General features: G+C 61.7%; 23 protein-coding genes. 7 read left to right on the forward strand and 16 right to left on the reverse strand.

Features of this window, described 5'->3' with window-relative positions:
* Positions 1-280: 280 nt before the first annotated feature.
* The 5 genes from ESZ53_RS05375 to ESZ53_RS05395 are packed head-to-tail and all read right to left on the reverse strand — an operon-like array spanning position 281 to position 5750.
* Complete coding sequence (locus ESZ53_RS05375; protein ID WP_129071882.1) at positions 281-1249, reverse strand: NAD(P)/FAD-dependent oxidoreductase; 969 nt, start codon at positions 1247-1249, stop codon at positions 281-283.
* Positions 1246-2736, reverse strand: a complete 1491-nt coding sequence (gltX, locus tag ESZ53_RS05380; protein ID WP_129071883.1) for a glutamate--tRNA ligase — start codon at positions 2734-2736, stop codon at positions 1246-1248. Before gltX ends, ESZ53_RS05375 begins: the two co-directional genes overlap by 4 nt.
* 54 nt (positions 2737-2790) lie before the next feature.
* Complete coding sequence (locus ESZ53_RS05385; protein WP_129071884.1) at positions 2791-3561, reverse strand: fumarylacetoacetate hydrolase family protein; 771 nt, start codon at positions 3559-3561, stop codon at positions 2791-2793.
* Entirely contained in the window at positions 3558-4664 is a 1107-nt protein-coding gene (locus tag ESZ53_RS05390) for a branched-chain amino acid aminotransferase (RefSeq protein WP_129071885.1), read from the reverse strand. Before ESZ53_RS05390 ends, ESZ53_RS05385 begins: the two co-directional genes overlap by 4 nt.
* 39 nt (positions 4665-4703) lie before the next feature.
* Positions 4704-5750 carry a 3-isopropylmalate dehydrogenase gene (locus ESZ53_RS05395; protein WP_129071886.1) on the reverse strand — a complete coding sequence of 349 codons (1047 nt, stop codon included), beginning with the start codon at positions 5748-5750 and terminating at the stop codon, positions 4704-4706.
* A 145-nt stretch (positions 5751-5895) separates the two neighbouring features.
* Here ESZ53_RS05395 and ESZ53_RS05400 point away from each other — a divergent pair, with 145 nt between their 5' ends.
* Positions 5896-6153: a DUF6458 family protein gene (locus ESZ53_RS05400; protein ID WP_129071887.1), complete on the forward strand. Its 258-nt coding sequence runs from the start codon at positions 5896-5898 to the stop codon at positions 6151-6153.
* A gap of 92 nt (positions 6154-6245) precedes the next feature.
* Here ESZ53_RS05400 and serA read toward each other — a convergent pair whose 3' ends face one another.
* On the reverse strand, positions 6246-7838 hold the full coding sequence (gene serA / locus ESZ53_RS05405; RefSeq protein ID WP_129071888.1) for a phosphoglycerate dehydrogenase: 1593 nt from the start codon (positions 7836-7838) through the stop codon (positions 6246-6248).
* A gap of 132 nt (positions 7839-7970) precedes the next feature.
* On the opposite strand from serA, the gene ESZ53_RS05410 reads away from it, so the two are divergent.
* Together ESZ53_RS05410 and ESZ53_RS05415 are read left to right on the forward strand one after the other, a co-directional pair.
* Positions 7971-8363: a DoxX family membrane protein gene (locus ESZ53_RS05410; protein ID WP_129071889.1), complete on the forward strand. Its 393-nt coding sequence runs from the start codon at positions 7971-7973 to the stop codon at positions 8361-8363.
* A gap of 85 nt (positions 8364-8448) precedes the next feature.
* A complete protein-coding gene (locus tag ESZ53_RS05415) occupies positions 8449-8964 on the forward strand; it encodes an META domain-containing protein (RefSeq protein WP_210403840.1) in 516 nt (171 codons plus the stop codon).
* Here the strand turns inward: ESZ53_RS05415 and ESZ53_RS05420 are convergent.
* A complete protein-coding gene (locus tag ESZ53_RS05420; RefSeq protein WP_129071890.1) occupies positions 8927-9574 on the reverse strand; it encodes a TetR family transcriptional regulator in 648 nt (215 codons plus the stop codon). The genes ESZ53_RS05415 and ESZ53_RS05420 overlap by 38 nt on opposite strands.
* Before the next feature lie 101 nt (positions 9575-9675).
* Here ESZ53_RS05420 and ESZ53_RS05425 point away from each other — a divergent pair, with 101 nt between their 5' ends.
* Positions 9676-11247: an MFS transporter gene (locus ESZ53_RS05425; RefSeq protein ID WP_129071891.1), complete on the forward strand. Its 1572-nt coding sequence runs from the start codon at positions 9676-9678 to the stop codon at positions 11245-11247.
* 109 nt (positions 11248-11356) lie between these two features.
* Positions 11357-12145: a HesA/MoeB/ThiF family protein gene (locus ESZ53_RS05430; RefSeq protein ID WP_129071892.1), complete on the forward strand. Its 789-nt coding sequence runs from the start codon at positions 11357-11359 to the stop codon at positions 12143-12145.
* Between the two features lie 10 nt (positions 12146-12155).
* On the opposite strand, the gene ESZ53_RS05435 is transcribed toward ESZ53_RS05430, so the two are convergent.
* Positions 12156-12878: a Pr6Pr family membrane protein gene (locus tag ESZ53_RS05435; protein ID WP_168187188.1), complete on the reverse strand. Its 723-nt coding sequence runs from the start codon at positions 12876-12878 to the stop codon at positions 12156-12158.
* Between the two features lie 46 nt (positions 12879-12924).
* Here ESZ53_RS05435 and ESZ53_RS05440 point away from each other — a divergent pair, with 46 nt between their 5' ends.
* Complete coding sequence (locus tag ESZ53_RS05440) at positions 12925-13689, forward strand: DUF1353 domain-containing protein (protein ID WP_129071893.1); 765 nt, start codon at positions 12925-12927, stop codon at positions 13687-13689.
* A gap of 123 nt (positions 13690-13812) precedes the next feature.
* Here the strand turns inward: ESZ53_RS05440 and ilvC are convergent, their stop codons facing one another.
* Genes ilvC through otsA form a run of 6 tightly spaced genes read right to left on the reverse strand, consistent with a single transcriptional unit; the run spans position 13813 to position 21237 of the window.
* Positions 13813-14838, reverse strand: coding sequence for a ketol-acid reductoisomerase (gene ilvC / locus ESZ53_RS05445; RefSeq protein WP_129071894.1), 1026 nt, complete (start codon positions 14836-14838; stop codon positions 13813-13815).
* 29 nt (positions 14839-14867) lie between these two features.
* Entirely contained in the window at positions 14868-15374 is a 507-nt protein-coding gene (gene ilvN / locus ESZ53_RS05450; RefSeq protein ID WP_129071895.1) for an acetolactate synthase small subunit, read from the reverse strand.
* Positions 15375-15378: 4 nt separating this feature from the next.
* Positions 15379-17163: an acetolactate synthase large subunit gene (locus ESZ53_RS05455; protein ID WP_129071896.1), complete on the reverse strand. Its 1785-nt coding sequence runs from the start codon at positions 17161-17163 to the stop codon at positions 15379-15381.
* Positions 17164-17197: 34 nt separating this feature from the next.
* Positions 17198-18901 (reverse strand): dihydroxy-acid dehydratase, encoded by a 1704-nt coding sequence (gene ilvD / locus ESZ53_RS05460; protein ID WP_129071897.1) that lies wholly within the window; start codon positions 18899-18901, stop codon positions 17198-17200.
* A gap of 27 nt (positions 18902-18928) precedes the next feature.
* Entirely contained in the window at positions 18929-19759 is an 831-nt protein-coding gene (otsB, locus tag ESZ53_RS05465; RefSeq protein ID WP_129071898.1) for a trehalose-phosphatase, read from the reverse strand.
* Complete coding sequence (otsA, locus tag ESZ53_RS05470; protein ID WP_129071899.1) at positions 19723-21237, reverse strand: alpha,alpha-trehalose-phosphate synthase (UDP-forming); 1515 nt, start codon at positions 21235-21237, stop codon at positions 19723-19725. The genes otsB and otsA overlap by 37 nt, the downstream gene beginning before the upstream one ends.
* 114 nt (positions 21238-21351) lie before the next feature.
* Between otsA and ESZ53_RS05475 the strand changes: the two genes are divergently transcribed.
* Positions 21352-21675: a hypothetical protein gene (locus ESZ53_RS05475; RefSeq protein ID WP_129071900.1), complete on the forward strand. Its 324-nt coding sequence runs from the start codon at positions 21352-21354 to the stop codon at positions 21673-21675.
* Positions 21676-21704: 29 nt separating this feature from the next.
* On the opposite strand, the gene ESZ53_RS05480 is transcribed toward ESZ53_RS05475, so the two are convergent.
* Both ESZ53_RS05480 and ESZ53_RS05485 read right to left on the reverse strand, forming a co-directional pair.
* A complete protein-coding gene (locus ESZ53_RS05480; RefSeq protein WP_129071901.1) occupies positions 21705-23444 on the reverse strand; it encodes a YhgE/Pip family protein in 1740 nt (579 codons plus the stop codon).
* Positions 23441-26344 carry an MMPL family transporter gene (locus ESZ53_RS05485; RefSeq protein ID WP_129071902.1) on the reverse strand — a complete coding sequence of 968 codons (2904 nt, stop codon included), beginning with the start codon at positions 26342-26344 and terminating at the stop codon, positions 23441-23443. The genes ESZ53_RS05480 and ESZ53_RS05485 overlap by 4 nt, the downstream gene beginning before the upstream one ends.
* Positions 26345-26431 lie beyond the last annotated feature (87 nt).

Raw genomic sequence — 26431 nt, forward strand, 5'->3', positions numbered from 1 at the left:
CGCCGCCGGAAGGGCTGCACGAGGTGAGCAAAAGCACAGCAGTAACGGCGATTGCGACTCGCAAGAGAGTATTGTTCATCTCTGCCAGCTTATACCCGATTTGCCCGCAGATTCGAACTGCGCTCGGCCTCAACGGCTAGATGGTCGACGTTCGATTCGCTGCGCCCAATGAACGCACAGCACTATTGAGTCTCTTGCTGAATCCTTGCCGAATCAGCGCTCTCCGCTGGGAGCTATTTCGCCGTTGAACTCCCACGAAATCCGGCCAAATATCTATCCCCTAGAGCAGGTCGCGGTTGATGACCGCGGCAACCTCAGCGCCGTCGCCCGCGGCCACGATAAGTTGCTGCGGGCCGGGCGGGGTGGCATCACCGATCGCATAGGCTCCCGGTGCGCTGGTGCGGCCGGCAGCGTCCACGACGATGAGACCCTCCGGGTCAAGCGCGAGCTGCAAGCCTGCCGCATAGTCGAGCGCAGTCTCATAGTCGGGGCGCACAAACGCGGCTTCGCGCGCAATAGTTTTGCCGTCGGCAAGAACAACGCCGGTGAGGCCATCACGGTCGCCCGCAACATCCGCCACTTCACGACGATCCACTCGGATGCCACGCTCCGCCAGCATCGCCTCGTCAGCCTCGCTCACGTGGCCGACGCCCTGCGTGAAGACAATCAGGTCGCGGCTCCACTGCGAGAGCAGCAGCGCCCGCTCCGCCAGGTCATCCGTATGCCCGATGAGCGCAATCGGCTTATCCGCATACTCGTAGCCGTCACACTCCATGCACGAGTGGATGCTCGTACCGTAGAACGCGCGCAGCAGCGGCAACTTCGGCAGCACTTCGCGCAGGCCCGTCGCGATGAGCACCGTGCGGGTCGTGACCGCTCCCCCGCGATGCGTGACGGTGAAGCCCGCGCCAACGGTCGCCGAGGCGCCGTCGACAGCTCCATCGTCGGCAGCGCCAGCGGCATCCGGCCCGCCAACAGCACCGAGCGGCTCAATGCTCTCCACAATCGTGCGCTCGAACGAGACGTTCGGATACTGCTCCAGCTCCTGCCGGCCCATCTTGCGAAGCTCGAGAGGAGAAATACCATCGCGGCTCAAAAAGCCGTGAGAGTGGAACGTCGCCGAGTTGCGGGGGCGATTGCTGTCGAGCACGAGAGTGCGTCGACGTGCCCGCGCCAAGTTCAGGGCAGCGCTGAGTCCGGCCGGTCCGCCGCCGACAATGACAACATCCCAGTCGAACTGCTCACTCATAGCAGGGCGCGCAACGCCTTCAGGCGAACCAGCGTGGACTCTTTGCCCAGCAGCTCCATCGATTCGAACAGCGGCGGGCTGATGCGGCGACCAGCGATCGCACTGCGCAACGGACCGAACGCAAGACGCGGCTTCATTTCCTTCACGTCAATAAGTTCGGCGCGCAGGGCCGTTTCGATTGCATCGTGCGTCCACGCGTCAAGATCCGTGAGCACCGCAATGGACGCATCCAAAACTTCGGGGCCTTCGGCCTTCGGCATGGCATCGGCGTCAACCGTGAGCTCAGCATCCGGAGTGAACAAGAACTGCAGCAGAGCCGGCGCATCGCCCAGCAGCTGCATGCGCTCCTGCACGAGCGGTGCGGCAGCTGTCAGCGTCGCGAGCTCAGCCTCCGTCGGCTCCGCCGAAATCACGTCAGCAGCCACGAGGTACGGCACCAGACGGCCCGCAAACTCTTCTGCCGAGAGCAGACGGATGTGGTCGCCATTCAGTGACTCCGCCTTCTTCACGTCGAAACGGGCCGGGCTCGGCGTGACATTCTCCACGTCGAACGCCGCAATCATCTCTTCCGCCGAGAACACGTCGCGGTCGGGCGCAAGCGACCAGCCAAGAAGCGACAGGTAGTTGAGGAGACCCTCGGGGATGAACCCGCGGTCACGGTGGTGGAAGAGGCTCGCCTCCGGGTCGCGCTTGGAGAGCTTCTTGTTGCCCTCGCCCATCACGTAAGGGAGGTGGCCGAAGCGCGGGATGGCATCCGTGAGGCCGATCTCGATGAGGGCCGTGTAAAGGGCGATCTGGCGCGGAGTGCTCGAGAGCAGGTCTTCACCGCGCAGCACGTGCGTGATGCCCATGAGCGCGTCATCCACCGGGTTCACGAACGTGTACAACGGAGCACCGTTCGGGCGCACCACCACGAAGTCCGAGAACGAACCAGCGGGGAACGTGATGTCACCACGAACCAGGTCGTCGAAGCTCAAGTCGGAGTCCGGAACGCGCAAACGCAGCGCCGGCAGGCGACCCTCTTCTTTATACGCCGCGATCTGCTCAGCAGTGAGGTCGCGCTCGAAGTTGTCGTAGCCCTGCTTGGGGTCGCGACCGTTAGCCACGTTGCGGGCCTCGATCTCTTCACCCGTCGCAAAAGACTCGTAGAGGTGACCAGAAGCCTTCAGCTTCTCGATGACCTCAAGGTAAATGTCGGTGCGCTGCGACTGACGGTACGGCGCGTGCGGGCCACCCGTCTCCACGCCTTCGTCCCAGTCAAGACCCAACCAGCTCATCGCGTCGAGAAGCTGCAGGTAGCTCTCTTCGCTATCGCGAGCAGCATCCGTATCTTCAATACGGAACACCATCTTGCCGCCCATGTGGCGCGCATACGCCCAGTTAAACAGGGCAGTACGGATCAGCCCGACGTGGGGCGTACCGGTAGGTGACGGACAGAACCGAACGCGAACGTCGGAAGCGGTTGCAGTAGAAAATGGCGCAGACATTGCCACTATTCTAAGCCGCAGAACCGCCCATTGCGGGCGATTCTGCGGCGACGCCTACTTGGCGATAGAACGAACCGGGTTGCTCAGTGTGCCGATGCCCTCGATCGTGATGTCGACGGTGTCGCCGTTCACGATCGGACCAACACCAGCAGGCGTACCCGTGAGGATGATGTCGCCGGGCAACAGAGTGAACGCCGCCGACGCGTACGCCACTTGCGCTGCCACCGAATGGATCATCTGGTCAACAGTGCCGTCTTGCTTGAGGTCACCATTCACCGTGGTGCGGATGCTCTGCGAACCCACCTCGAACTCGGTTTCGATTACGGGGCCGAGCGGGCAGAACGTGTCGAAGCCCTTGGCGCGTGACCACTGGCCATCCTTCTTTTGAAGGTCGCGAGCGGTGACGTCGTTGGCGATCGTGTAGCCAAAGATGACACTCGCGAAGTCGGCCTCGGCCACGTTCTTAGCGATGCTGCCGATGATCACGGCAAGCTCCCCCTCAAACGCGACTTCTTCGGACTGCGGCGGCAGCATGATCGCATCACCGGGGCCGACGACAGACGTGTTCGGCTTGATGAACATCATGGGAGCATCCGGAACCTCGTTGCCGAGCTCCTTGGCATGCTCGGCATAGTTACGACCGAACGCCACGACCTTTGAGCGCGGGATGACCGGCGCCAACAGCTTGATGTCCGCGAGCGGCAAACGCTCGTCGGTGGTCTCAAAGCCGTTGAACATCGGGTCACCGGTCAGAACGACAATCTCGTCGCCGTCAATGATTCCGTAGCGGGCTCCGGTGCCAGCGCTGAAACGAGCTACCTTCATGCGTCGAGCCTCATCATCCAGCCGTGCGTGTCTTCGCGACGGCCATATTGGATGTCGGTGAGCTCTTCACGCAGCGACATCGTCAGTTCGCCGGCGGGAGCATCCGCCGACCCAATTTCAAAACCTTCGCCCTTGAGCAGAGCAATAGGCGTGATCACGGCGGCAGTGCCACACGCGAACACTTCGGTGATGTCGCCCGAGGCCACACCCTCACGCCACTCTTCGAGAGTGACGCGACGACGTTCAACCTTGTGACCGCGATCTTCAGCAAGCTGAAGCACCGAGTCGCGCGTGATGCCTTCCAAAATCGACTCCGACTGCGGGGTGACGAGGGTTCCGTCTTTCTTGACGAGAACCACGTTCATGCCACCGAGCTCTTCGATGTACTTGCCCTCTTCGGCATCCAAGAACAGCACCTGAGCACAGCCCTGCTCTGCTGCCTCTTGCTGCGCGATGAGCGACGAAGCGTAGTTGCCGCCCGTCTTGGCAGCCCCTGTTCCGCCCTTGCCGGCACGCGTGTAGTTCGTGGAGACCCAGATCGACACTGGCGCAACGCCACCCGAGAAGTACGGGCCGGCGGGGCTGGCAATCACGTAGTAGTTGACCTTCTTGGCTGCGCGCACGCCGAGGAAGGCCTCTTTCGCAAACATGAAGGGGCGCAGGTACAGGCTCGTCTCGGGAGCACTCGGCACCCAGTCGCCGTCGACGGCAACGAGCTGCTTGAGCGAGTTCACAAACTCGTTCACGGGCAGCTCGGGAAGCGCCATGCGGCGAGCCGAACGCTGCAGGCGAGCACCGTTGGCTTCGGGGCGGAAGCACCAGATCGAGCCGTCTTCGTGACGGAATGCCTTGAGGCCTTCAAAGATTTCTTGGCCGTAGTGCAGCACGGCAGCAGCCGGGTCGAGCGCGATCGGGCCATACGGCTGCACGCGGGGGCGGTGCCAGCCGCCCTGCTCCGACCAGCAGATGTCGACCATGTGGTCGGTGAATTTCACACCAAAACCGGGGTTCTCCAGAATCGCGTCGCGCTCCTCCACGGAGCAGGGTTCCTGGTTCTTCTTCACGAGGAACGACAGGGGGCGATCAGCCAAAAGATTCTTCATCAAATGTCCTTAGTGACGTACAGCCGTGGCGGCTGTGGGTTAATTCTGCGCTACAGCGTCGGCAATTGCACTGCCGATTTCAGACGTGGACCGTGCGGTGTCGCCACGGGCGCCGAGATCGGCCTGCACGGCCGCCGTGACCTTGGCCGCGGCATCCGTGTGACCGGACTGTGAGAGCAGCAATGCAATCGACAGGATTGCCGCCGTGGGATCAGCGAGTTGTTTGCCCGCAATGTCGGGCGCTGAGCCATGAACCGGCTCGAACATGGAGGGGAATTCCCCGCTCGGGTTCAAGTTGCCGGAGGCGGCCAAACCAATGCCGCCGCTGATGGCTGCTGCGAGGTCTGTGAGGATGTCACCGAAAAGGTTGTCGGTGACGATAACGTCAAATCTACTCGGATTTGTGACGAGGTAAATAGTCGCCGCATCGACATGCATGTAATCGACTTCAACCTCGGGGAACTCTGCCGCCACCCGGTCGACCGTCGTCTGCCACAAACCGCCCGCGTGAACGAGCACGTTGGTCTTGTGCACGAGCGTGACCTTCTTGCGGTCGCGCTCCATCGCGTGAGCGAATGCGAAGCGCACAACGCGCTCGACACCGAACGCTGTGTTGATCGAGACCTCGGTGGCGATCTCGTGCGGTGTACCGGTGCGGATGCGCCCGCCGTTACCCACGTAGGGGCCTTCGGTGCCCTCGCGCACAACCACAAAGTCGACGGCGCCGGGGTTAGCCAGCGGCGACGTGACACCGGGGAAAATTGTGGTGGGGCGCAGGTTCACGTGATGATCGAGCGCAAAACGCAGCTTCAGCAGCAGACCTCGCTCGATGATGCCGCCCGTGAGGCGAGGGTCGCGCGGGTCTCCCCCGACTGCTCCCAGCAGGATCGCGTCGTACTTCGCGAGTTCTGCGATGTCGGAGTCTTCAAGGATGGTGCCCGACTCCAGGTAGTGAGCGGCGCCAAAGGGGAACTCAGTGGGGGCGACATCCACCCCCGTTGCTTTCAGAACCTTGAGGGCCTCGGCCACAACTTCGGGCCCAATTCCATCACCGGGAATGACTGCAAGCTTGATCTGAGAAGGCATGTAAATACAGTACCGCTGCGGGGCTGGTTGCGGCGTCGAACTGCACCGTAGTCGCATCCACTTCGAGTTCCGGGCGCTATGCCGCCCGGACTTTTCTGAACGTTACCTGATTGCACGCTGGATTAGAGGCGCTAAAATTGGGCTTATGAGTATTGGAACCGGAATTGTCCTTGTCGTTATCGGCGCGATTCTTACTTTCGCGCTCGATTTCCAAGTCGAAGGAGTCAACCTTGACCTCATCGGCTACATCCTGATGGGCGCCGGAGTCGTCACGTTCATCATCGGTCTCGTGCTGACGCTGCGCAATCGCACGTCAGTCACGACCGTGCACAACGGTACCGACGGAGCGAATGGCTCCGTGAGCGAGCGTCGCACCTCGACGCGATCAGACGAAACTTTCTAACAGCCGCAACGTTCAACGCACGAAAGGCGCGTCCCGATTGCTCGGGGCGCGCCTTTCGCGTTGCTCACACCAAGATGGTGCGAACGAAGTGACTACGCGTCGACGATGTCGATCGCGTGCACGTAGCGAGCGTCAATGCGCTCCCCGACGGTCGCGAGCACATCCGCGGATGCCTGCGAGTCGACCGTGAGCACGGAGAGGGCGTTGCCGCCTTCGCTTTCACGCGCGATCTGCATGCCGGCGATGTTGATGTTGGCGTCGCCGAATTCTTTACCGAAGACGGCAACGATTCCGGTGCGGTCTTCGTACATCATGACGATGAGGTGGTCCGCGAGCGGAACCTCGATGTCGTAGCCGTTGATCTCAACGATCTTCTCGAGCTGTTTGTTACCGACCAGGGTTCCTGAGACGGAAACCTGCGAGCCGTCAGCAAGCGAACCACGGATGGTCAGCAGATTGCGGTATTCGGAGCTCACGGCATCCGTAATCAAACGAACCGTGAGACCACGCTGGTCAGCGAGCAACGGGGCGTTGACGTAGCTGACTGTCTCGGACACCACGTTAGTGAAGATGCCCTTGAGCGCGGCAAGCTTGAGCACGTTGACATCGTGTTCGACGATCTCGCCGCGAACCTCGATGTCGACGTTGGTGACGGGGCTGTCGGAAAGACCCGAGAAGACCTGGCCGAGTTTTTCCATGAGCGGGATGCCGGGGCGCACGGTCTGGTGAATGACTCCACCAGCAACGTTCACGGCGTCGGGCACGAGCTCTCCACCGAGGGCAAGACGAACAGACTTGGCTACCGAAACGCCAGCCTTCTCTTGCGCTTCAGCGGTCGAAGCACCGAGGTGAGGCGTGACGATGGTGTTCTCGAGATCGAGAAGCGGCGACCCCGTGGGCGGCTCGCTCACGAACACGTCGAGGCCAGCGCCGGCAATGCGACGCGACTTGAGGGCCGTGTAGAGAGCGTCTTCGTCGACGAGGCCACCACGGGCAACGTTGACGATGTACGCGCTCGACTTCATACGAGCAAACTGCTCGGTCGAAATCATGCCCGTAGTTTCGGGCGTCTTCGGCATGTGGATCGTGATGAAGTCCGAACGCTCGAGCAGCTCATCGAGCGACACGAGCGTAACGCCCATCTGCTGCGCGCGAGCGGCCGTGACGTAGGGGTCGTAGGCAATGATGCTCGTGCCGAAGGCCTGCATCCGCTCGGTGATGAGACCACCGATACGGCCGAGACCGATGATGCCGATCGTCTTCTCGAAGAGTTCGGTACCGGAGTACTGCGAGCGCTTCCACTGCCCCTGCGCGAGAGCGCTGGAGGCGGCCGGAATGTGACGCGCGAGGCTCAAAATGTGCCCGACGGTCAGCTCGGCAGCCGAGATGATGTTGGAGGTAGGAGCATTCACGACCATGACACCGGCAGCGGTAGCCGCCTTGATGTCCACGTTGTCGAGGCCAACACCGGCGCGAGCAATGACCTTCAGGCCAGGCGCGGCCGCGAGAGCATCGGCATCCATTTGGGTCGCAGAGCGGATGAGAACGGCCTGCGCGTCCGAGAGCGCAGACTTCAGTGCGTCACGGTCAGTGCCGTCCACATTTCGAATCTCAAAGTCGGGCCCGAGAGCGTCGACTGTTGCGGGGGAAAGTTCTTCGGCGATCACGACGATCGGCTTAGCCACAGATCTGATCCTTCAATTCGCGGGGACTTCGCGCTAACACAACGAAGGCTGCTGGAGTAGACAACTACTGCAACTTTAGCGGCGACGGGACGCCCCCGTTGCCATGTGACAGCGCAGTGCGACGATAGACCCATGACGGATGCCGTACAGATCGCCCAGTGGGCATTGCGAATCACTCTCGCGCTCGCGTTTATCGCGGCGGGCGTGAGCCACTTTGTGGCCGCTCCTGCCCGCACGATGCGGGCCATGATCCCGCCCGTTTTGCGACACCCCCGCCTGCCCTCCCCGGCGGCTCTCGTGACGATTACCGGACTCTGTGAAATCGCTGGCGGTCTGGGGCTGCTGTGGGAACCGGTGCGGTTCATTACCGCGATCGCACTTATCGTGTTTCTAATCGCCGTGTTCCCCGCCAATGCCTACGCGGCCGATCATCCGGATCGCTTCGGAAAGGCCGCCCTGCCGTTCTGGCCACGATACTTCGGGCAACTCGTGCTGATCGTGCTCGTTCTGCTCGCTGCGCTCTGATCATCCCGCTCGCCGCGCTCTAAAAGTAGCCGACGCCGCCCAACGAAATGGTCCACCTCTTCGTCTACCTAGGTAGGAGGAAACAATGATCAAGAAATCAATGTTCGCGAGACTTACGCCGCTACTCGCCGTCAGCTTGCTCGCTCTGGCCGCTTGTGCCGGTCCGGCAACTTCGGGTGGCTCTGATGAGCCGCCGCTCGACAGCGGTCCGGGGCTCGGCGAAGAACAGACCCCCGGCGACTCCATGCCCGTTGACGGCATCGGCGGCACCTGGATCTATGCCGAAGGCACCGATAGCACTGGCGATCTCACCACGACCGCCGAGGTCACCATCATGATCACCGACGAGGACATGATGGGCGCTGGGGCCTGCAACAGCTACAGCGCACCCCTCACGGGCGAACCGCAGAATTTCACCGTGAACGACCTCGTCTCTACTGAGCGAGCGTGCGCTGAGACCGCGCTGATGGACTTCGACGAACGCTACTTTGCCGCCTTGGCCGTGACGACAACCGCCATACCGACCGGCGGCAGTCTTGTACTGCAGGGCGACGGCGTGAATCTCACCTTCCTGCCGTCGAATTCCCTGCCCTTGGGGTAATCGCCGAGCCGAGAACGGCGTCAAGCGAGGCAGCAAGCAGCTCGGTGATCTCCTCATCACTGGCCCGCGCCAGCGCCGGCACCTTCACCACGTAGCGCGCCATCATCAGACCAACGACCTGACTGCCCACCAGCGCCGCTCTCAGATCGGGCTGGTCAATCTCAAGTTCGCGCGCGATCGGAACCAATAGCCGGTTCGTCAGCAGGGCCCGAATTCGTTCCGCAGCAAGCGGTTGGCTTGTTGCTGCCCGGATGACGCCCAACATCGTCATTCGCGAGAGCGCGTTGCTCTGCATCCCGATCACAATTCGTGCCAAACGGTGCCCCAAGGTTTCCTCGCTCGGCACCCGCAGTTCTGCAACGACCTCTCCCGGCGTCAGCGGAAGCTCCACGACGGCAGCAAAGAGAGCTTCCTTCCCACCGAAATAGTGGTGGATGAGTTTAGGGTCGACCCCCGCCTTCCGCGCCACTCCGCGCACGCTGACCCGTTCGTAGCCAAGGTCAGCAAACTGCTGTCGCGCCACTGCTTCGATTTCTTCGCGTGCACCGCTGCCGGCCGCGCTCGCGGCGGGCCGGCGTCCTGCTCGTTTGGGGGAATCTGACGCCGCCATGGGGAACACCTTGTCGTCTCGTCGTTCACAGTTTTGCGGAATTGTCGCCGCATCCGTATTATTTCATCACATGGGGAATTAATTCACCAGAGGGAAATACTATGACCAACACCCCTGCACCATCTGCCACCCACCCGACGCACGGTGCTCACGCAGAACTCAGTCCACTCCGTCGACGGCTGATCCTCATCACTATGGCGCTCTCGCTCATGACGGTCATGTCGGCTGTCAGCGGGCTCAACGTGGCCCTGCCGAGCCTCGCCCGCGAGATTGGCGCCACTCAGACCGAGTTGACCTGGATCGTTGACTCCTACACGGTCGTTTTTGCTGGCCTGCTGTTGGCGGCCGGGGCCATCGGGGACCGGTTCGGCCGCAAGGCGATCCTCATCGTAGGACTCAGTATTTTCGGTGCCGCAGCCGCCGCTGCCACCTTCACAACCGACGCGAACTCACTCATCATCTTGCGTGCCGTCATGGGCATCGGTGCCGCGGGAATCATGCCGACAACTCTTTCTGTCATCACCACCAGCTTTCCCGACGCCGAGCGCCCCAAAGCGGTCGGCGTGTGGGTGGGAGTCGCTGGCAGCGGAGCAGTACTCGGCCTCTTCGGCACTGGCTTGCTCCTTGAAGTATTCGAATGGCACTCGTTCTTCTGGCTCAACGTCGTGCTTGCCATCCTGGGAATTGTCGGGGCCGTGCTCGTGGTGCCGCCGAGCAAAGATGCCATCGCATCCCGCTTCGATACGGTCGGCGCCGTGCTGTCCCTGATCGCGGTCAGCACTCTCGTCTACGGAGTCATCGAGATCGCCGATACCGCGGGCGAAGAAGCACTGCCCTTCGTTGTGCTCGGTAGCGGCCTGCTGGCTCTCGTGGCGTTCGTGGTGTGGGAGCGCCGCCACCCCGATCCCCTCCTCGACCCGCGACTCTTCACCATTCGCGGTTTTTCGGCCGGCAGCCTCACCATCTTCATCCAGTTCTTTGCCGCCTTCGGGTTCTTCTTCACGATGTTGCAATACTTGCAATTCGTCGTCGGCCTCAGCCCGCTGCAGGCCGCCGCGTGCATGCTGCCGATGCCGCTCTCGATGGTTCCGCTCGCGCGACTGGCACCGTCGATCGCCGAACGCATCGGCTACCGCAAGGTCGTTCCCGCAGGTCTCGTACTCATGGCAGTGGGATTCGGCATCATGTCGCTGCTGACGGTCGATTTCAACTTCTTCCATTTCGCCGCTGGCCTCGTCGTGTTTGCCGCCGGAATGGGCTTGGCCGGTACCCCGTCCACGACCGCCATCACCCAATCCCTCCCCCGCGAAAAGCAGGGTGTCGCCTCTGCCGTCAACGACGTTGCGCGAGAGTTCGGAAGCGCCCTCGGGATCGCGGTGCTCGGCGGCGTCCTCGCCTCGGTCTATCGCACCACCGTCAGCGACGCCACGACCCAACTGCCCGCGGATATCGCCGACAAAGTTCAAGAGTCGATCGCCTTTACGCAGTCGCCCATGATCTCCTCGTTGGGGCCCGCAGCGGATGCCGTGACCGTCGCAGCCCGCGCCGCTTTCGTCGACGCCACGGCCACATCTCTGCTCGTTGCGGCCGCCGCGCTCGTGGTGACGGCGGTTGCGACCGCAGTCATTGGGCCTCGACATGTGAGAGCGTCAGCGGTCTCCACGCCCGAATGAGGGAAACCGGGCTCAGTGCACGCTCCCAGAACCCCCAGTTCACGGGCAGAGCGGTGTGCCAGACCGTTTTTCGGGGCCACTCTCAGGACCGCAGTGTAACAATCAGATCATGGATCAGCGGTTTAGCCGCCAACTCGCGCTAACCCACTTTGGCGAGACGGCGCAAAATAATTTGGCGCGCACTCGCGTGCTCGTGATTGGCGCGGGTGGCGTCGGCAGCACGGTCATTCCGTCGCTCGCTGCCGCCGGCGTTGGCACTGTCGGTGTCATTGACGATGACCGCGTTGAGCTGAGCAATTTGCACCGCCAGCACATCCACCGTCTCTTGGATGTCGGCCACAAGAAAGTCGTGTCTGCCGTTGAACGCGTCGCTGATCTCAGCCCCGCCACCACGGTCATTGCGATCGATGCCAAGCTCACTCCGCACAACGCTCTGGAGCTGTTCGCCGACTACGACCTCGTGGTCGATGGCAGCGACAACTTCGCCACTCACTATTTAGCGGCCGATGCCGCGGAGATCACGGGGATTCCGCTCGTGTGGGGCGTCGCCTGCGAATTCGGCGCTCAAGCGGGAGTGTCTTGGCCTGCCCGTGGCGCAGGATTCCGCGATCTATACCCGCTGCCGCCCGCGACAGCGACCGTTGATACGAACGTGACGCACGGAATCTTCCCCGGCGCCGTGAGCGTCGTGGCCTCTATCGTGACGAGCGAGGCGATCAAGATCGCAGCACAGATCGGCACGACCCTGCTCAACCGAACCACAAACTACGACGCTCTCGCTGGCGAATTCTCTGAGGAACGGTTCGAACGCGCAGCCGATGCCCCTGCGATTACCGAGCTCGCAGACTATCGCCACTTATTCGCCTACTCACCAGCCGACGAGTGGCCCACGAGCTAGATTCTCAGCACTACTGGTTCGACCAGGTGACGCGATCTTGGATAGTCCAGCGCGCCCATTTCGCACGACTGATCGCGATGAGGCCGACCGCAATCGCGATGATGAACGCCGCGATGCCGAGCACGTAGACGAGCACGCCGCCCCAGCCGTCGGGCCCATTCGGCTCCAAGAAGGGGTACGGAAACCAACCGCCGAGCAGCCCGCGCACGATCGTGAAGGCCAGCCACGCAACCGGGTAGATGACCACAATGCGCACGTCGCGCATCCGCAACACCGGTCGTGACGGCGAGAACAGCCAGTCGAGCAGCAAGAACAGCGGCACCCACACGTGAATGACCTCGTTGGGCCACTGGATGCCCACGTAGCCCTCGTCGGGCAGCCCGCGCAGCAGCACGTTGTAGACGACGGCGGTCACGACCGCATACGAGACGACGGATGCTCGCAGCACGCCCAGCAGGGACGACTCGCGCTTCAGGCGCACGGCCACCAGCCCGCTCAGCGCAAGAATCACGATGTTGATCAGGCTCGACTGGATCGTGAAGTAGCTGTAGTACTCCACGGCCACGAAGTCGTTGTGAATCGACTCGTCGATGACCTGGGTCGCAATGCTCGCCAGCACGAGCGTCGAGGCAATGAGCCGCAACGCCCCGACGTAGCGAAGAGATTTCGACGGCCCGCCCACAAAGGCGAAGTCTCGGGAGCGGGGGGATTTGCGCTGCGCGTTCGTCGTCACTCCGACAGACTAGTCTGCAGACGCACGATCAACCGAGGAGTTCAGCATGCCGTTCACGGATCACGACGGGAACGAGCTGCGCAGCCTGCCACTGGTCTACCGTCTGGACCGCGACTTTCAGGTCGCCGAGGCGTTCTGCTGGCGCGACCCACGCCCGGGCGGCCTGGTCATCGAAGTTCCGGCGCATGATCCTGCACTGCCTCCCACCGAGGGCAACAGCACAGACTTCGCCTCGGTTCCCCCGTTTCTATGGGGGCTCATCGCCAGCTACGGCAAGCAAACTCTCGCCGCGATTCTGCATGACCACCTCACTCACCAGACCCGGCTTGCGCCCGCTGATGAGCGACTGGCGCTACGCCGCGTCGCTGACGAAACGTTCCGAGTCGCCCTCGCCGATAGCGGTGTTCACCAGTTGCGCGCCCGCGTCATGTGGGCAGCCGTCGGCATCGAACGCTACGCCCACCACGGAGGCGTGCTCGGCTGGCTCATCATCGCGCAACTAACGCTTGGCATTGTGGCGCTAATCGCCGCAGTGGCGCTGGGAGTTGCCGCGCATCCACTCTGGTTCTTGCTCGCCGCCGCGCCCGCCGTACTCGCGATTGTCTGGGGCAGGAACGCTAATCTCGTGCTCGCCTCGACCTATCTTGGTGCGCTCTACGCTCCCCTAGTCGCCGCCGCCTTCATCGGCTCACGCCTCGAACAGTTCTTGGCGTTCATCATCTGGGTTGCCTCTGGAACCCCCGGCCCCGCCCCCAAGGCCGAGCCGACCCTGCGCTGGCCCGACCACGGCACGACGCTGCCGCCGCTGTAGTTCACGGGGCACGCGGCTCGCCAGCACGACTGTGCCCGCGCCCACGCCCCGACTGCCGCCACTCCCTAACGACCAACGGCCACCCCGCAGATGCGGAACGGCCGTTGGCGTGACGAGCGAAAGTTAGCGTGCTGCTGAACCGTCGGTGTAGTCGGAGTCTTGCTGCTTCCAAGCGAAGAGAGCGCGAAGCTCCTTGCCGGTAGCTTCGATGGGGTGGTTCTGGCCCTTTTCACGCAGGGCGAGGAACTCGGTTCCGCCATTGTCCATGTCGTTGATGAAGCGGTCTGCGAAGGCACCCGACTGGATGTCTGCGAGAACGGCCTTCATGTTTTCCTTGACCGACTCGTCGATGACTCGGGGGCCCGAAACGTAGTCGCCGTACTCAGCGGTGTCAGAAACGCTCCAACGCTGCTTAGCGATGCCGCCCTCCCACATGAGGTCAACGATGAGCTTGAGCTCGTGGAGCACCTCGAAGTAAGCGATCTGGGGCTGGTAGCCAGCCTCGATGAGGGTTTCGAAACCGTACTGAACGAGCTGCGAGGTTCCACCACAGAGAACAGCCTGCTCGCCGAACAGGTCGGTCTCGGTCTCTTCGGTGAAGGTGGTCTTGATGCCACCGGCGCGAAGTCCACCGATTGCCTTCGAGTACGACCACGCCATGTCCCACGCGGAACCGGTGGCGTCGTTCTCAACAGCAACGATGACGGGAACGCCACGGCCAGCTTCGTACTCGCGACGAACGGTGTGACCCGGTCCCTTGGGAGCGACGAGGATGACGTCTACGTCGGAGGGAGCGTCGATGTAACCGAAGCGGATGTTGAAGCCGTGTCCGAAGACGAGGGTGTCGCCCGCAACAAGGTTGTCCTTGATGTCGGCGGCGTAGAGACCACGCTGGTGCTGGTCGGGAGCAAGGATCACAACAACGTCGGCCCACTTGGCTGCTTCGGCGCTCGTGAGCACCTCGAAGCCGGCGTCGGTTGCTTTGGCGATGCTCTTCGAGCCCTCCTTGAGGCCAATCTTGACCTCAACACCGGAGTCGCGCAGGTTCAGCGCGTGAGCGTGGCCCTGTGAGCCATAGCCGATAACGGCAACCTTCTTGCCCTGGATGAGCGCGAGGTCAGCGTCTTTGTCGTAAAAGATCTCAGTCACAGTTGTGATTCTCCTTAGTTATTGTTCTGTTAGTTCTTGAAAACTCGGTCAGTGATGCTCTTCGAACCGCGGCCCATGGCCAGCAATCCGCTCTGAGCAATCTCTTTGATCCCGTAAGGTTCGAGCACTCGCAGGAATGCTTGAATCTTGCCCGAATCACCGGTGGTTTCGATGATGAGCGCATCGGATGCGACATCAACCACACGGGCACGGAACAGGTTTACCGCTTCGAGAATTTGTGAGCGCGTCGTATTGTCGACGCGCACTTTGATCAGCAAGTGCTCGCGGGTAACCGACTGTTCTGGGTCGAGTTCCACGATCTTAATCACGTTGATGAGCTTGTTGAGCTGTTTCGTGACCTGTTCAAGGGGAAGTTCTTCGACATCCACCACGACGGTGATGCGCGAAAGGCCTTCGATTTCGCTCGAGCCAACAGCCAGCGACTGGATGTTGAAGCCGCGGCGTGCAAACAGGCCAGCGACTCGCGTGAGCAGACCTGGCTTGTCTTCAACCAGCAGGGAAAGTACGTGTCCCATGGCTCTACTCCTCTTCCCACTCGGGGGCATGGTCGCGGGCATACTGCACGCTTGAATTTCCGACGCCCTGCGGCACCATCGGCCACACCATCGAGTCACGGCTCACCACGAAGTCAATGACGACGGGGCGATCGTTGGTCTCGAGCGCAAGCTTGATGGCCGGGTCGATTTCCTCTTTTTTCGTGACGCGGATGGCGAGGCATCCGTAGGCGTCAGCCAGCTTCACGAAGTCGGGGATCATGACGGTGTCGTGGCCGGTGTTGAGGTCGGTGAACGAGTGACGTCCGTCGTAGAACAGCGTCTGCCACTGACGAACCATGCCGAGGCTTGAGTTGTTGATGATCGCGACCTTGATCGGGATCTTGTTGATCGTGCAGGTAGCAAGCTCCTGGTTGGTCATCTGGAAGCAGCCGTCACCGTCAATCGCCCACACCGGACGATCAGGGTTGGCAACCTTGGCGCCCATGGCGGCGGGTACGCCGTAACCCATCGTTCCGGCACCACCCGAGTTGAGCCAAGAGTTGGGGCGTTCGTGCTTGATGAACTGAGCGGACCACATCTGGTGCTGGCCAACGCCGGCGGCAAAGATACCCTCCGGCCCGGTGACCTCACCGATGCGCTGAATCACGTACTGCGGCGACAGTAGTCCGTCATCCGGCTCGGTGAAGCCGAGGGGGAACTGGTTGCGCAGCGAGTTGAGGCGCTCCCACCACTCGGTGTAGTCAGGCTTCGTCGTGGTGATCGTGTCGGTGAATGCCGCGGTCAGGTCGATGATGACGTCTTTCGCGTCACCCACGATCGGCACTTCAGCCGCACGGATCTTTCCGATCTCAGCGGGGTCGATGTCAACGTGAACGACCTTCGCGAGAGGCGCGAACTCACTCGGCTTGCCCGTGACGCGGTCGTCGAAACGTGCACCGAGCGAGATGAGGAGGTCGGACTCTTGGATCGCGAGAACGGCGGGCACGGACCCGTGCATTCCCGGCATGCCGAGATTCAATTCGTTGGAGTCGGGGAACGCACCGCGCGCCATCAGCGTGGTCACGATGGGTGCACCCACGAGGGTCGCGAGTTCGAGCAGTTCAGCGGACGCGCCGGAGCGAACAACGCCGCCACCAACGTAAAACACGGGACGCTCGGCCTCGGCCAGCATTTGTGCCGCGGCCTGAACCTGCTTGCCGTGCGCCTTCATGACGGGGCGGTAGCCGGGCAGGTCAACCTTGGGCGGCCAAATGAACGGGGCGGATGCCTGCTGACAGTCTTTCGTCACGTCAACGAGCACCGGACCAGGACGGCCCGTTGTGGCGATGTGGTACGCCGCCGCCAGAGTGGCCGGAATGTCTTCCGGCTTCGTCACGAGGAACGAGTGCTTGGTGATCGGCATCGTGATGCCCGAGATATCGACCTCTTGAAAAGCGTCGGTTCCCATCGAGGTCGAGAAGACCTGTCCGGTGATCGCCAGCAGCGGCACGGAGTCCATGTGGGCATCCGCGATTGCCGTGACAAGGTTTGTGGCGCCGGGACCCGAGGTCGCGATACAGACACCGAGTTTTCCGGATGACGAGGCGTAGCCTTCAGCAGCGTGGCCGGCACCCTGCTCGTGGCGAACCAGAATGTGACGAATAGCAGTGGATGCCATCAGTTCGTCGTAGAAGGGCATGATGGCGCCGCCGGGCAAGCCGAAGACGTCTTTCACACCCAACTTTTCCAGACTGCGCAGAATGGCACCTGAGCCGGTCAAGATGTCCGGCGTAGTGCTCTTCGGCCGCGGTGCGGTTTCAGAGGACATGTGTAGATCCTTTAAGTCGAATGGTGAGCGAGCGCTAACTGGTGACCGCGCCGCGAGCGGCGGACTGCACAAGCTTCGAATACTTGGCAAGAACGCCTCGCGTGTAACGCGGAGGAAGGGGGGCCCAGCCGTTTCGGCGAGCTTCGAGCTCAGCGGAGTCGACAAGTAAGTCGAGCGAGCGAGCTGCGATATTGACCCGTATCAGATCACCATCGCGCACGAAGGCAATAGGACCTGCGTCTACTGCTTCGGGAGCTATGTGGCCGATGCACAGTCCGGTTGTGCCGCCTGAGAATCGTCCGTCCGTCAAGAGTAGTACATCTTTGCCGAGTCCAGCGCCCTTAATGGCCGCCGTGATCGCGAGCATCTCGCGCATACCGGGGCCACCCTTGGGGCCTTCATACCGGATGACAACAACAGAGCCGGCCTTGATGGTGCCCGCGGTGAGAGCATCCAGAGCTTCACGCTCGCGTTCGAAGACGCGCGCGGGGCCTTCGAACTCCGAGAGGTCGAAGCCGGCGGTCTTCACCACAGCACCCTCGGGAGCCAATGAACCCTTGAGGATCGTGAGGCCACCGGTGGGGTGGATGGGGTTGTCGAAGGTGCGCAGAACTTCACCGTCGAGAGGATCGATATCCATCTCGGCGAGGTTCTCGGCAACGGTCTTGCCGGTCACAGTGAGCGCGTCACCGTGGATAAGGCCCTCTTCCATGAGTGCCTTCATCAGCACGGGAAGTCCGCCGTGACGGTCGACGTCGTTCATGACGTACTTACCGAAAGGCTTGAGGTCAGCAAGGTGCGGAACCTTGTCACCGATGCGGTTGAAGTCATCGAGGGTGAGCTCAACTTCAGCTTCGCTGGCGATAGCAAGAATGTGCAGCACAACGTTCGTCGAACCGCCGAGGGCCATGGCGACCGTGATGGCGTTCTCGAATGCCTTCTTCGTCATGATGTCGCGCGAGGTGATACCGAGGCGCAAGAGGTTGACGACGGCTTCGCCCGAACGGTGCGCGAAGTAATCGCGACGACGGTCGGCGGATGCGGGGCTCGCCGAGCCGGGAAGGCTCATGCCCAGGGCTTCCGCCACGCTTGCCATGGTGTTGGCCGTGTACATACCGCCACAGGCGCCCTCGCCCGGAGCGAAGGCACACTCGATGCGCTTGGCATCCGCTTCCGTCATCCGGCCAGCCTTGACTGCGCCCACAGCCTCGAACGAGTCAATGATCGTGATGTCTTTTTCGGTGCCATCGCTGAGCTTGACCCAGCCCGGAGCGATCGAACCGGCGTAAAGGAAGACGGAGGAAAGGTTGAGGCGGGCTGCCGCCATCAACATGCCCGGGAGCGACTTGTCGCAACCGGCGAGCGTGACGGAACCGTCGAGGCGCTCGGCCTCCATGACGACCTCAACCGAGTCAGCGATGACCTCGCGGCTGACGAGCGAGAAGTGCATTCCCTCGTGGCCCATCGAGATACCGTCGGAAACGCTGATGGTGCCGAACTGCAGTGGGTATCCCCCGCCAGAGTGAACACCCTCTTTCGCGGCCTGCGCCAGGCGGTCAAGCGAAAGGTTGCACGGCGTAATCTCGTTCCACGAGCTCGCAATACCGATCTGCGGCTTTTCCCAGTCCGCGTCTCCCATGCCCACCGCGCGGAGCATTCCGCGCGACGTTGTCGCTTCAATTCCGTCAGTGACAGTGCGTGAACGTGGCTTGATATCGATCGAATTGCTCTCAGACATGCTTCGAGTTTAGGGCTTCGCGAAACCTCAGTTTGTCCGCGCTGATACCACGGCTTGCCGTCGATCAGCCAAAATCGCCAAAATTTGTGCAATTTCCGTCGTTCCCGCGACTCTCAGCTGCGCGGCCGAAGGAGCATCTCCCACTCGAACTCCGAGGTCGTTCGGCCCGAGAACAACAATCGCATCTTCGTCAGTGGTGTCATCGCCCGCGAAGAAAACGGCATCCGCGCCCGTGTACTCACGCAGGCGTGTGATCGCATCGCCTTTGTCGGCGTCATGTATCGCGAACTCCACAATGTTCTTACCGAAGCGCGTCGTGAGACCAGGAATCTCGGTCTCGACTCTCGTGACCGCAGCGTTCGTCAGCCGCTCGGCATCCTCGGCACTCGTCATACGCACGTGCAGAGCGCGGCCAGCAGGCTTGAGCTCTACCCACGCGCCCTCGGCGCTATCAGCGAGTTCGTGCATGAGCGCGTCGAGACGTTCGAGCGCAGCGGTATTCTCGGCGCTCATCGGCAAGGGAGAATCACCCTCGTCGAGCCGGTACTCGAGCCCGTGTGATCCGCCGAAAAGCACGCGGTCACCGAGGTGAGCTACGTGTTCGAGGCTGTCGATTGCGCGGCCTGACACCAGTGCCACTCGCGTGTCGGCGAGCTCGATCATCCGCAACAATTGTTCTTGCGCGGCAGGAATGGCGCGTGCCTCTAGCGGGTCATCGACCTCGGGCGCCAGCGTGCCGTCGAAGTCGAGAGCGATAAGCAAAGTGCGGGCCGCGACGAGCTGCTCAATGGCCGCCTCAATCTCGGACGCAGTCGAATAGGTCACGGCTTCTTGACTCGCTTTCGTTCGATAGTCCACTCGACCTCTTCGGCCATTTCTAGCGGAGCAATACGGCGGTGGCGATCGGAGCGCGTCGCCGCCAAGTTCTTGAGGAACGCGTTCGACCAGCGCTCTACGTCGTGTTCAAGCACACGCTTGCGCATGGAACGCATCCGCAGTGCCCGATCAGCCTTGGGCATGTTGATGGCCTTCATCATCGCGTCTTTCAAACCGTCGATGTCATGCGGATTAACAAGTAGTGCCTTGCGAAGCTCTTCTGAGGCCCCCGCGAATTCGCTCAGGATGAGCACACCATCGTTATCGAATCTGGCCGCCACATACTCCTTGGCTACCAAGTTCATGCCGTCACGAAGCGCCGTCACGAGCAGCACGTCTGCGGCGAGGTACAGCGCAACCATCTCTTCGCGAGGGAACCCCTGATGCAAATAGTTGATGGGCGAATGACTCAGCGTGCTGAATTCACCGTTGATGCGACCAACCGTCAGCTCAATCTCGTCGCGCAGGTGCATGTAGGCCTCAACGCGTTCGCGGCTCGGGCTCGCGACTTGAATGAGCGCAACATCGCCGACCTCGATCGAGCCATCTCGCAACAGTTCGCCATAGGCCTTCAGGCGATGACGGATGCCCTTGGTGTAATCAAGGCGGTCAACACCGAACATGACCGTCTTCGGGTTACCGAGCCCCTTGCGGATGTCGCGAGCACGTTGCTGAATCGCGGGGTCGCGCGCCATTTTCTCAAAGCTGCGCGAATCGATGGAAATGGGGAACGCTTTCGCAACGACACGACGAGTCGGTTGACCCTCAATCGTGACCTCAATCGCGGGATTTTTGGTCGGGTGATTAGTGAGACGGCGAACGGCCGATGAAAAGTTTGAGGCGTCAGCCGAACGCTGGAAGCCGACGACATCCGCCCCCAACATGCCCTCAATGATCTGCGTGCGCCATGGAAGCTGCGCGAAAATGCCGTAGGGCGGAAACGGTATGTGGTTGAAGAAACCGATGGTGAGATCGGGTCGCTGTTCGCGCAGCATGCGCGGCACGAGCTGAAGTTGGTAGTCCTGAACCCACACGACAGCGCCCTCGGCGCTAATCGCGGCCGCGGCATCCGCGAACCGCTGGTTGACCGCAACATAGTCGTCCCACCATTCACGGTGGTAGGCCGGCGGCGCAATAACGTCGTGATAGAGCGGCCACAGAGTGTCATTGCTGAAACCCTCGTAGTACTCCTCGATATCTTGCGAGCTGAGAGGCACTGGCACGATCTGGATGCCATCTTGGTGAAACGGCTCAATGTCAAGATCGGGGCGGCCCGCCCAGCCAACCCACGCACCATCGGCCTTCTGCATGACCGGCTCGAGGGCGGTAACGAGACCACCTGGTGAGCGCTTCCACGTGAGGGATCCGTCGTCTTCGACCGTGCAATCCACGGGAAGCCGGTTCGAAACCACCACGAAGTCATATTCAGCGGGAGAAGAATTCTTCTGTGATTCCGTCATGTAGCTAAGTTAGCAGCGAGGTCTGCAATACGGCTGAAGATCGCGTTACTAGACCATTTCTTTCCTGTGACAGAACCGAGACATCGGCTTGCCTGAGCCAGAGTCGACTGCCCGGTGTACTCCGAATTTGACGGCTGCCCGTTCGATGACTCCTACCTATTTGCGTACTACAGCGAATTCTGGCCTGACTTCAGCCTCGACGACTTAGAAGCTGAAACCGAGGAGGATAAGGAAGAGCGCTACACCCCCGAAGAGTTCGTGACCGACTACGCCGCTACGATTCCCAGCGAAGACGCCGCTGAAGTTTTCGCTGAGTGGGTTCTTGCCGACGAACTTCCCAACGGAGACACGATCGTCGATGAGAAGCTGCGCTTCTTCGAGGACTACCCCGAGCTCGTCGAACTGCGCGACACCATTCGCGAAGGACTCTTCAGCTAGTCACTCTTTCGCATCACCCGTCGCTCTCGCTAGAGAGCACGAGAATCGGCCGCCGACAGGATCGCTCCCGTGGCGGCCGATTTTCGTATCCGCTTCACAGCAAAGACCGAGAGCGCGACGCTCACAAGACCGAGAGCGAGCAGAGCGACAGCAGCGGTGATCGCAGACGCCGGGCTTCCGCCCGAAAGAATGGTGTACATCCCTTCAACGGCATAGGTCAGTGGCAAGAATGGGCTCACGGCCTGGAACGGTGCCGCCAGGGCCTCGATCGGATAAACACCGCCGGTGGAGGTCAGCTGGATCGCAAGCAAGAAGAGCGAAATCACGAGCCCACCACGCCCGAGTGCTGCGATCAAGAAGTAGTGGAACGCGGCGAAAGCTAGCGCCATGAGAAGAGCGAACCCGGCCGTCGCCGGAGCAAGGGCCCAGTCGACGCCGACAACAACGTGCAGCAAGAGCACGAGCAGCACCGCCTGCACGACGGTGACGATGGATGCCCGCACCAGTGTCGCCGCCACAATCCGTCCATTTCTGGCTGTGGATGCCAGCGAACGATATGACGGCAGCGTCAGCACTAGGAACACGGCAAGCGCCCCCAGCCAGAGCCCGAGTGGGATGAAGAAGGTCGCGATTGCCTGTGCCGGCTCCGACACCTCGTTGTCTGTCGTGACAGAAAGCGTGATTGGCTCGGCGGCAATGTCGGCGCTCGTCGTGGTGTCGGTGGAGTCATCCGCGGTCGGCACGAGAGCAGCGCCCTCGCTCAATCCCGTGGCGAGCTCTTTCGCGCCCGAGGTGAGCGCGGTGGCTCCGGTCGTGAGCTCCCCTGATCCGTCAGCGAGCTGAGAGGCCCCCGCCGCGCTCTGCGAGATTCCGTATTGAATGCCGCCGACGGCATCCGCTGTTTGGGTGTTCAGCGTCCCGCCACCCGCAGAGGCCTGATTGAGGCCATCGACGACAGCCTGAAGCGTGCCCTTGAGTTGCGGGTCAGTGATTTGCGCCTGGATGGCGGGGTTGATCGCTGCGAGCGTCGAGGCAAGCTGCGAGACACCGGCGGTGTACTCGTCGACTCCGGCGGTGAGCCCGTCAAGATTGCCCGCACCATAGTTGAGATCCGCGAGTCCAGAGGAGAGTGAACCGACACCCTCCGAGTAGCTCTCGAGCCCCGTAGAGAAATCGCTCGCCCCATCCGCTAGCTCTGTCGCCCCGTCAGCCGCGTCAGAGAGTGCTCCGCCCAGCTCGCCCACGCTCGCGTAAATACCGTCGATGTACTGCGAAGTAATCGCGCGACCAAAGGTATCGGTCATCGACTGGCCCACCACCTGCGCCACCGAACCGGTGAGATAGCTGTGCGAGTCATCCGTGCGAATCGAGATTTGAGCTTGCGAAGGCGCATCTGTCGACAGCGAGAGGATCGATTCGGAGAACTCGGTCGGCACGGTGAGAATCGCGTAAACATCACCGCGAGCGAGTGCGTCTTCGGCGTCGTTCGAATTCGTGATGGTCCATTCGAAGCCATCGGCGCCCGTCAGCTCCGTCACCAGCTGACGGCCCGCAAAGACGATCTGTTCCTCGCCCTCGGCCGTAGTCGTCGTTTGAAGCTCATCGTTGTTCACGAGCGCTACCGGAATGTTGTCGATCGCGCTTTCGCCATCACCCGCTGCGGCGACGAAAAGCCCGGTGAACGCGAGCGGGAGGAGCGCAACAGCGACGAACCCGCTAATGGTCAACCAGCGTCGACGTGGAATGGCTGTGGGGTATGAGGTGCTCATCGAAGGAGTCCTTCCGGGGCAAGCAGATAAAGATCGACGACGATCACGGCTCGTTCGCCGTGATCAATTTCGCTGGCAGCAGTGACGTGCCTGCCGGTACCGAACAGGATGGTCACACCGGGGTCAGCCAGTCGCGTGACGGCGGTGAGGAACACTGCCTCATCCTCCGCTTCGGCAAACTGATCGAAACGATCGAAGAAAACGATCTCCGTCCCCTCGGCCAAGCCGATAGCGGCGAGCGCCACCGACCGTTCCAATTGGGGCAGCGCGTTCACGTTGGTGTCGGCTGCGATCGGGATGGTGCGGCGAGTAGTCACTTCAGAGAGCACGCCGTTGACGCGCGCAATCCAGGCAGCAACGGCAGTCGAGGTGTGCGGAGTTCGCTTCCAAGGCTGCGTCATCTCGATGCGCTCACGCAGCATGGCATCCATCGACGCAGCATCTTCGCTGTACGGCGTTCCCCCGATTTCTGACAGAGCAACTCTCTTGTTCACCTCATCAGAGTGAGACGGCAACGGGTACCCGAGCACCTGCACCATTCCCGAGACGGGAGGCAGGATGCCCGAGAGTGTGGCTCCCATGATGCGTCGGTCGTGGCGGTCCCCCGATGCGATCACGACGGCACCACGGGGCACGGCGAGAGAGATCGGGCCGAGCCCATGCTGGGCAGTACCCGCTACAAGGTATTCAGAGCTCATCGAGAGCGCGGACTGAGTGGAGGCCCATTCCAGTTCGCGACGATGCTCTCGTAATAGCTCTCCCTCGATGTCCACGTTGGGAAGCAACCGGTTGAGCCAGGCGGGCAGCCACCAGGCGGCGTTGCCGAAGAGCGCCATGAGGGCGGGAACGAGCGTCATCCGCACCAGAAATGCGTCGAACGCGATACCGACGGCGAGTCCGAGAGCGATGGGTTTGATCGTTCCGCTGCCTTCTGGCACAAAGGCGAAGAAGACGAAAAACATGATGAGCGCGGCGGCCGTGACGACGCGGGCACTGCTCGCGAAACCATGGCGTACCGAGGCGAGAGCATTGCCGGTCTTTACGAACTCTTCGCGCATCCCTGAAACGAGGAACACCTCGTAGTCCATCGCGAGGCCAAAGAGCACCGCCATCAACAGGATGGGCATAAAGCTCAGGATGGGGCCGGGGTTATCGACGCCGATCAGGTCACCGAGCCATCCCCATTGGAAGACCGCAACGACGACACCGAACGACGCAACGACAGAGAGCAAGAAGCCGACTGCCGCTTTGATAGGCACCAGCACCGAACGGAACACCATCATGAGCAGCAGAATCGACAGCCCCACAACGATCAGCCCGAAGGGCACCAGCGCGTTGCTGAGTCGGTTCGAGATGTCGATAGCGATCGCGGTGGTGCCTGTCACAAAGATCGGGATGTCGTACGTGCGCTCTAGCTCTGGAGCGAGATCACGGATCTTTTGCACGAGCGCTTTCGTCTGTTCCGAATCAGGAGAACTCGACGGCGTCACTTGGATGATCGCGGTGTCGAGCCCCTCATCGGGGAAGCCCTGCGACACAAAGTCAACGTCATCCAACTTCTCGAGGTCAGCCGCGATCGCCTCCAGATCATCCTGAATGTCGATTGTTTGCGTGATGTCGAGCGCGACAACGAGTGGACCGTTATAGCCGGGGCCGAAGCCCTCTGTGACGAGGTCGAACGCTTCGCGTTGCGTGGACCCTTCGGGCTCTGAACCACCATCGGGCAGGCTCAGCGTGAGACTAGCGGCCGGAATCGCGACCGTACCGAGAATTGCCACGACCGCGATCGTCGCCAACCACGGGTGCCTGGTCACTCCACGCACCCAGCGCGCTCCCATGCTGCGGCTTTCATCCGCGGATGCCATGAAACGTCGCTGCGCCCGTGAGCCGGTCTTGGGGATCAGCCGCGCTCCCGCCAGCCCCAACAGGGCAGGCAACAGCGTCGTAGCAACCCCCATCGCGATGAAGACTGCGACGGCGGCGCCGATACCCATCACGCTCAGGAACGGGATGCCAACGACGAGCAATCCGAGCAGCGCGATGATGACGGTAACTCCGGCGAAGATCACGGCGCTACCGGCGGTGCCGACTGCCATCGCAGCCGACTCTTCAGGCTCTTCGCCGTGCGCGAGCTGCGCTCGATGCCTCGACACAATGAACAGGGCGTAGTCGATTCCGACCGCCAACCCAATCATGAGTGCGAGCAGCGGTGCCGAACTCGACACCGTAGTGAAGGCGGAGAGGGTCGTGATGAGGCCCATCACGATTCCCACTCCGATGAGGGCGCTGAGCAGTGGCATGCCGGCAGCGAGCAGCGACCCGAAGGTGATCACCAACACGAGTCCGGCGAAGACGACGCCGATCACTTCGGTGACAGTGAGACCGAAGGAGGTGTCTTGAAAGACTTGGCCGCCAAACTCGACGCGCAGATCGGCATCTTCGCCGATCGTGGCGGTCTCGATGAGTTCCTCGAGGGTCGCCTCCGTCACGTCGGTTGCCACACCCTCGAATTGCACCCGGATGATGGCCATGCTGTGGTCATCCGAAATCGCCTTGCCGGCGTACTCATCGAAGGGGCTCACCGCCGAGTCGATACCGTCGATGCGGTCAATGGCGGCCGTAATCGCTTCGATCACCGTTTCGGAGTTCTCAATGCGCGATCCATCCTCATCAACGATCACTGCCGTGGCGGATGCTCCTGCCACAGAGGGGAAGACCGCTTCGAGCCGGTCGAGGGCCGCTTGTGACTCGGTGCCGGGAATCTCGAATGATTCCTGAGTTTGCCCGCCCAGCGCGATGCCGCCGCCGAGGGTTCCGCCCACGAGCAGCAGCCACACCACGAGAACGCGCCACGGATGACGGTACGAGAATCGACCGAGTCGGTAGAGAAGAGTTGCCACGGGTGCTCCGGTTCTGGGTGCTGTGCAGTGGTGAAATGCAGTCGTGCTGGTGCAGGTGCAGGTGCTGGTGTTTCGGCTAGTGAAGTT

The organism is Salinibacterium sp. UTAS2018 (assembly GCF_004118935.1).
Lineage (GTDB): Bacteria > Actinomycetota > Actinomycetes > Actinomycetales > Microbacteriaceae > Rhodoglobus.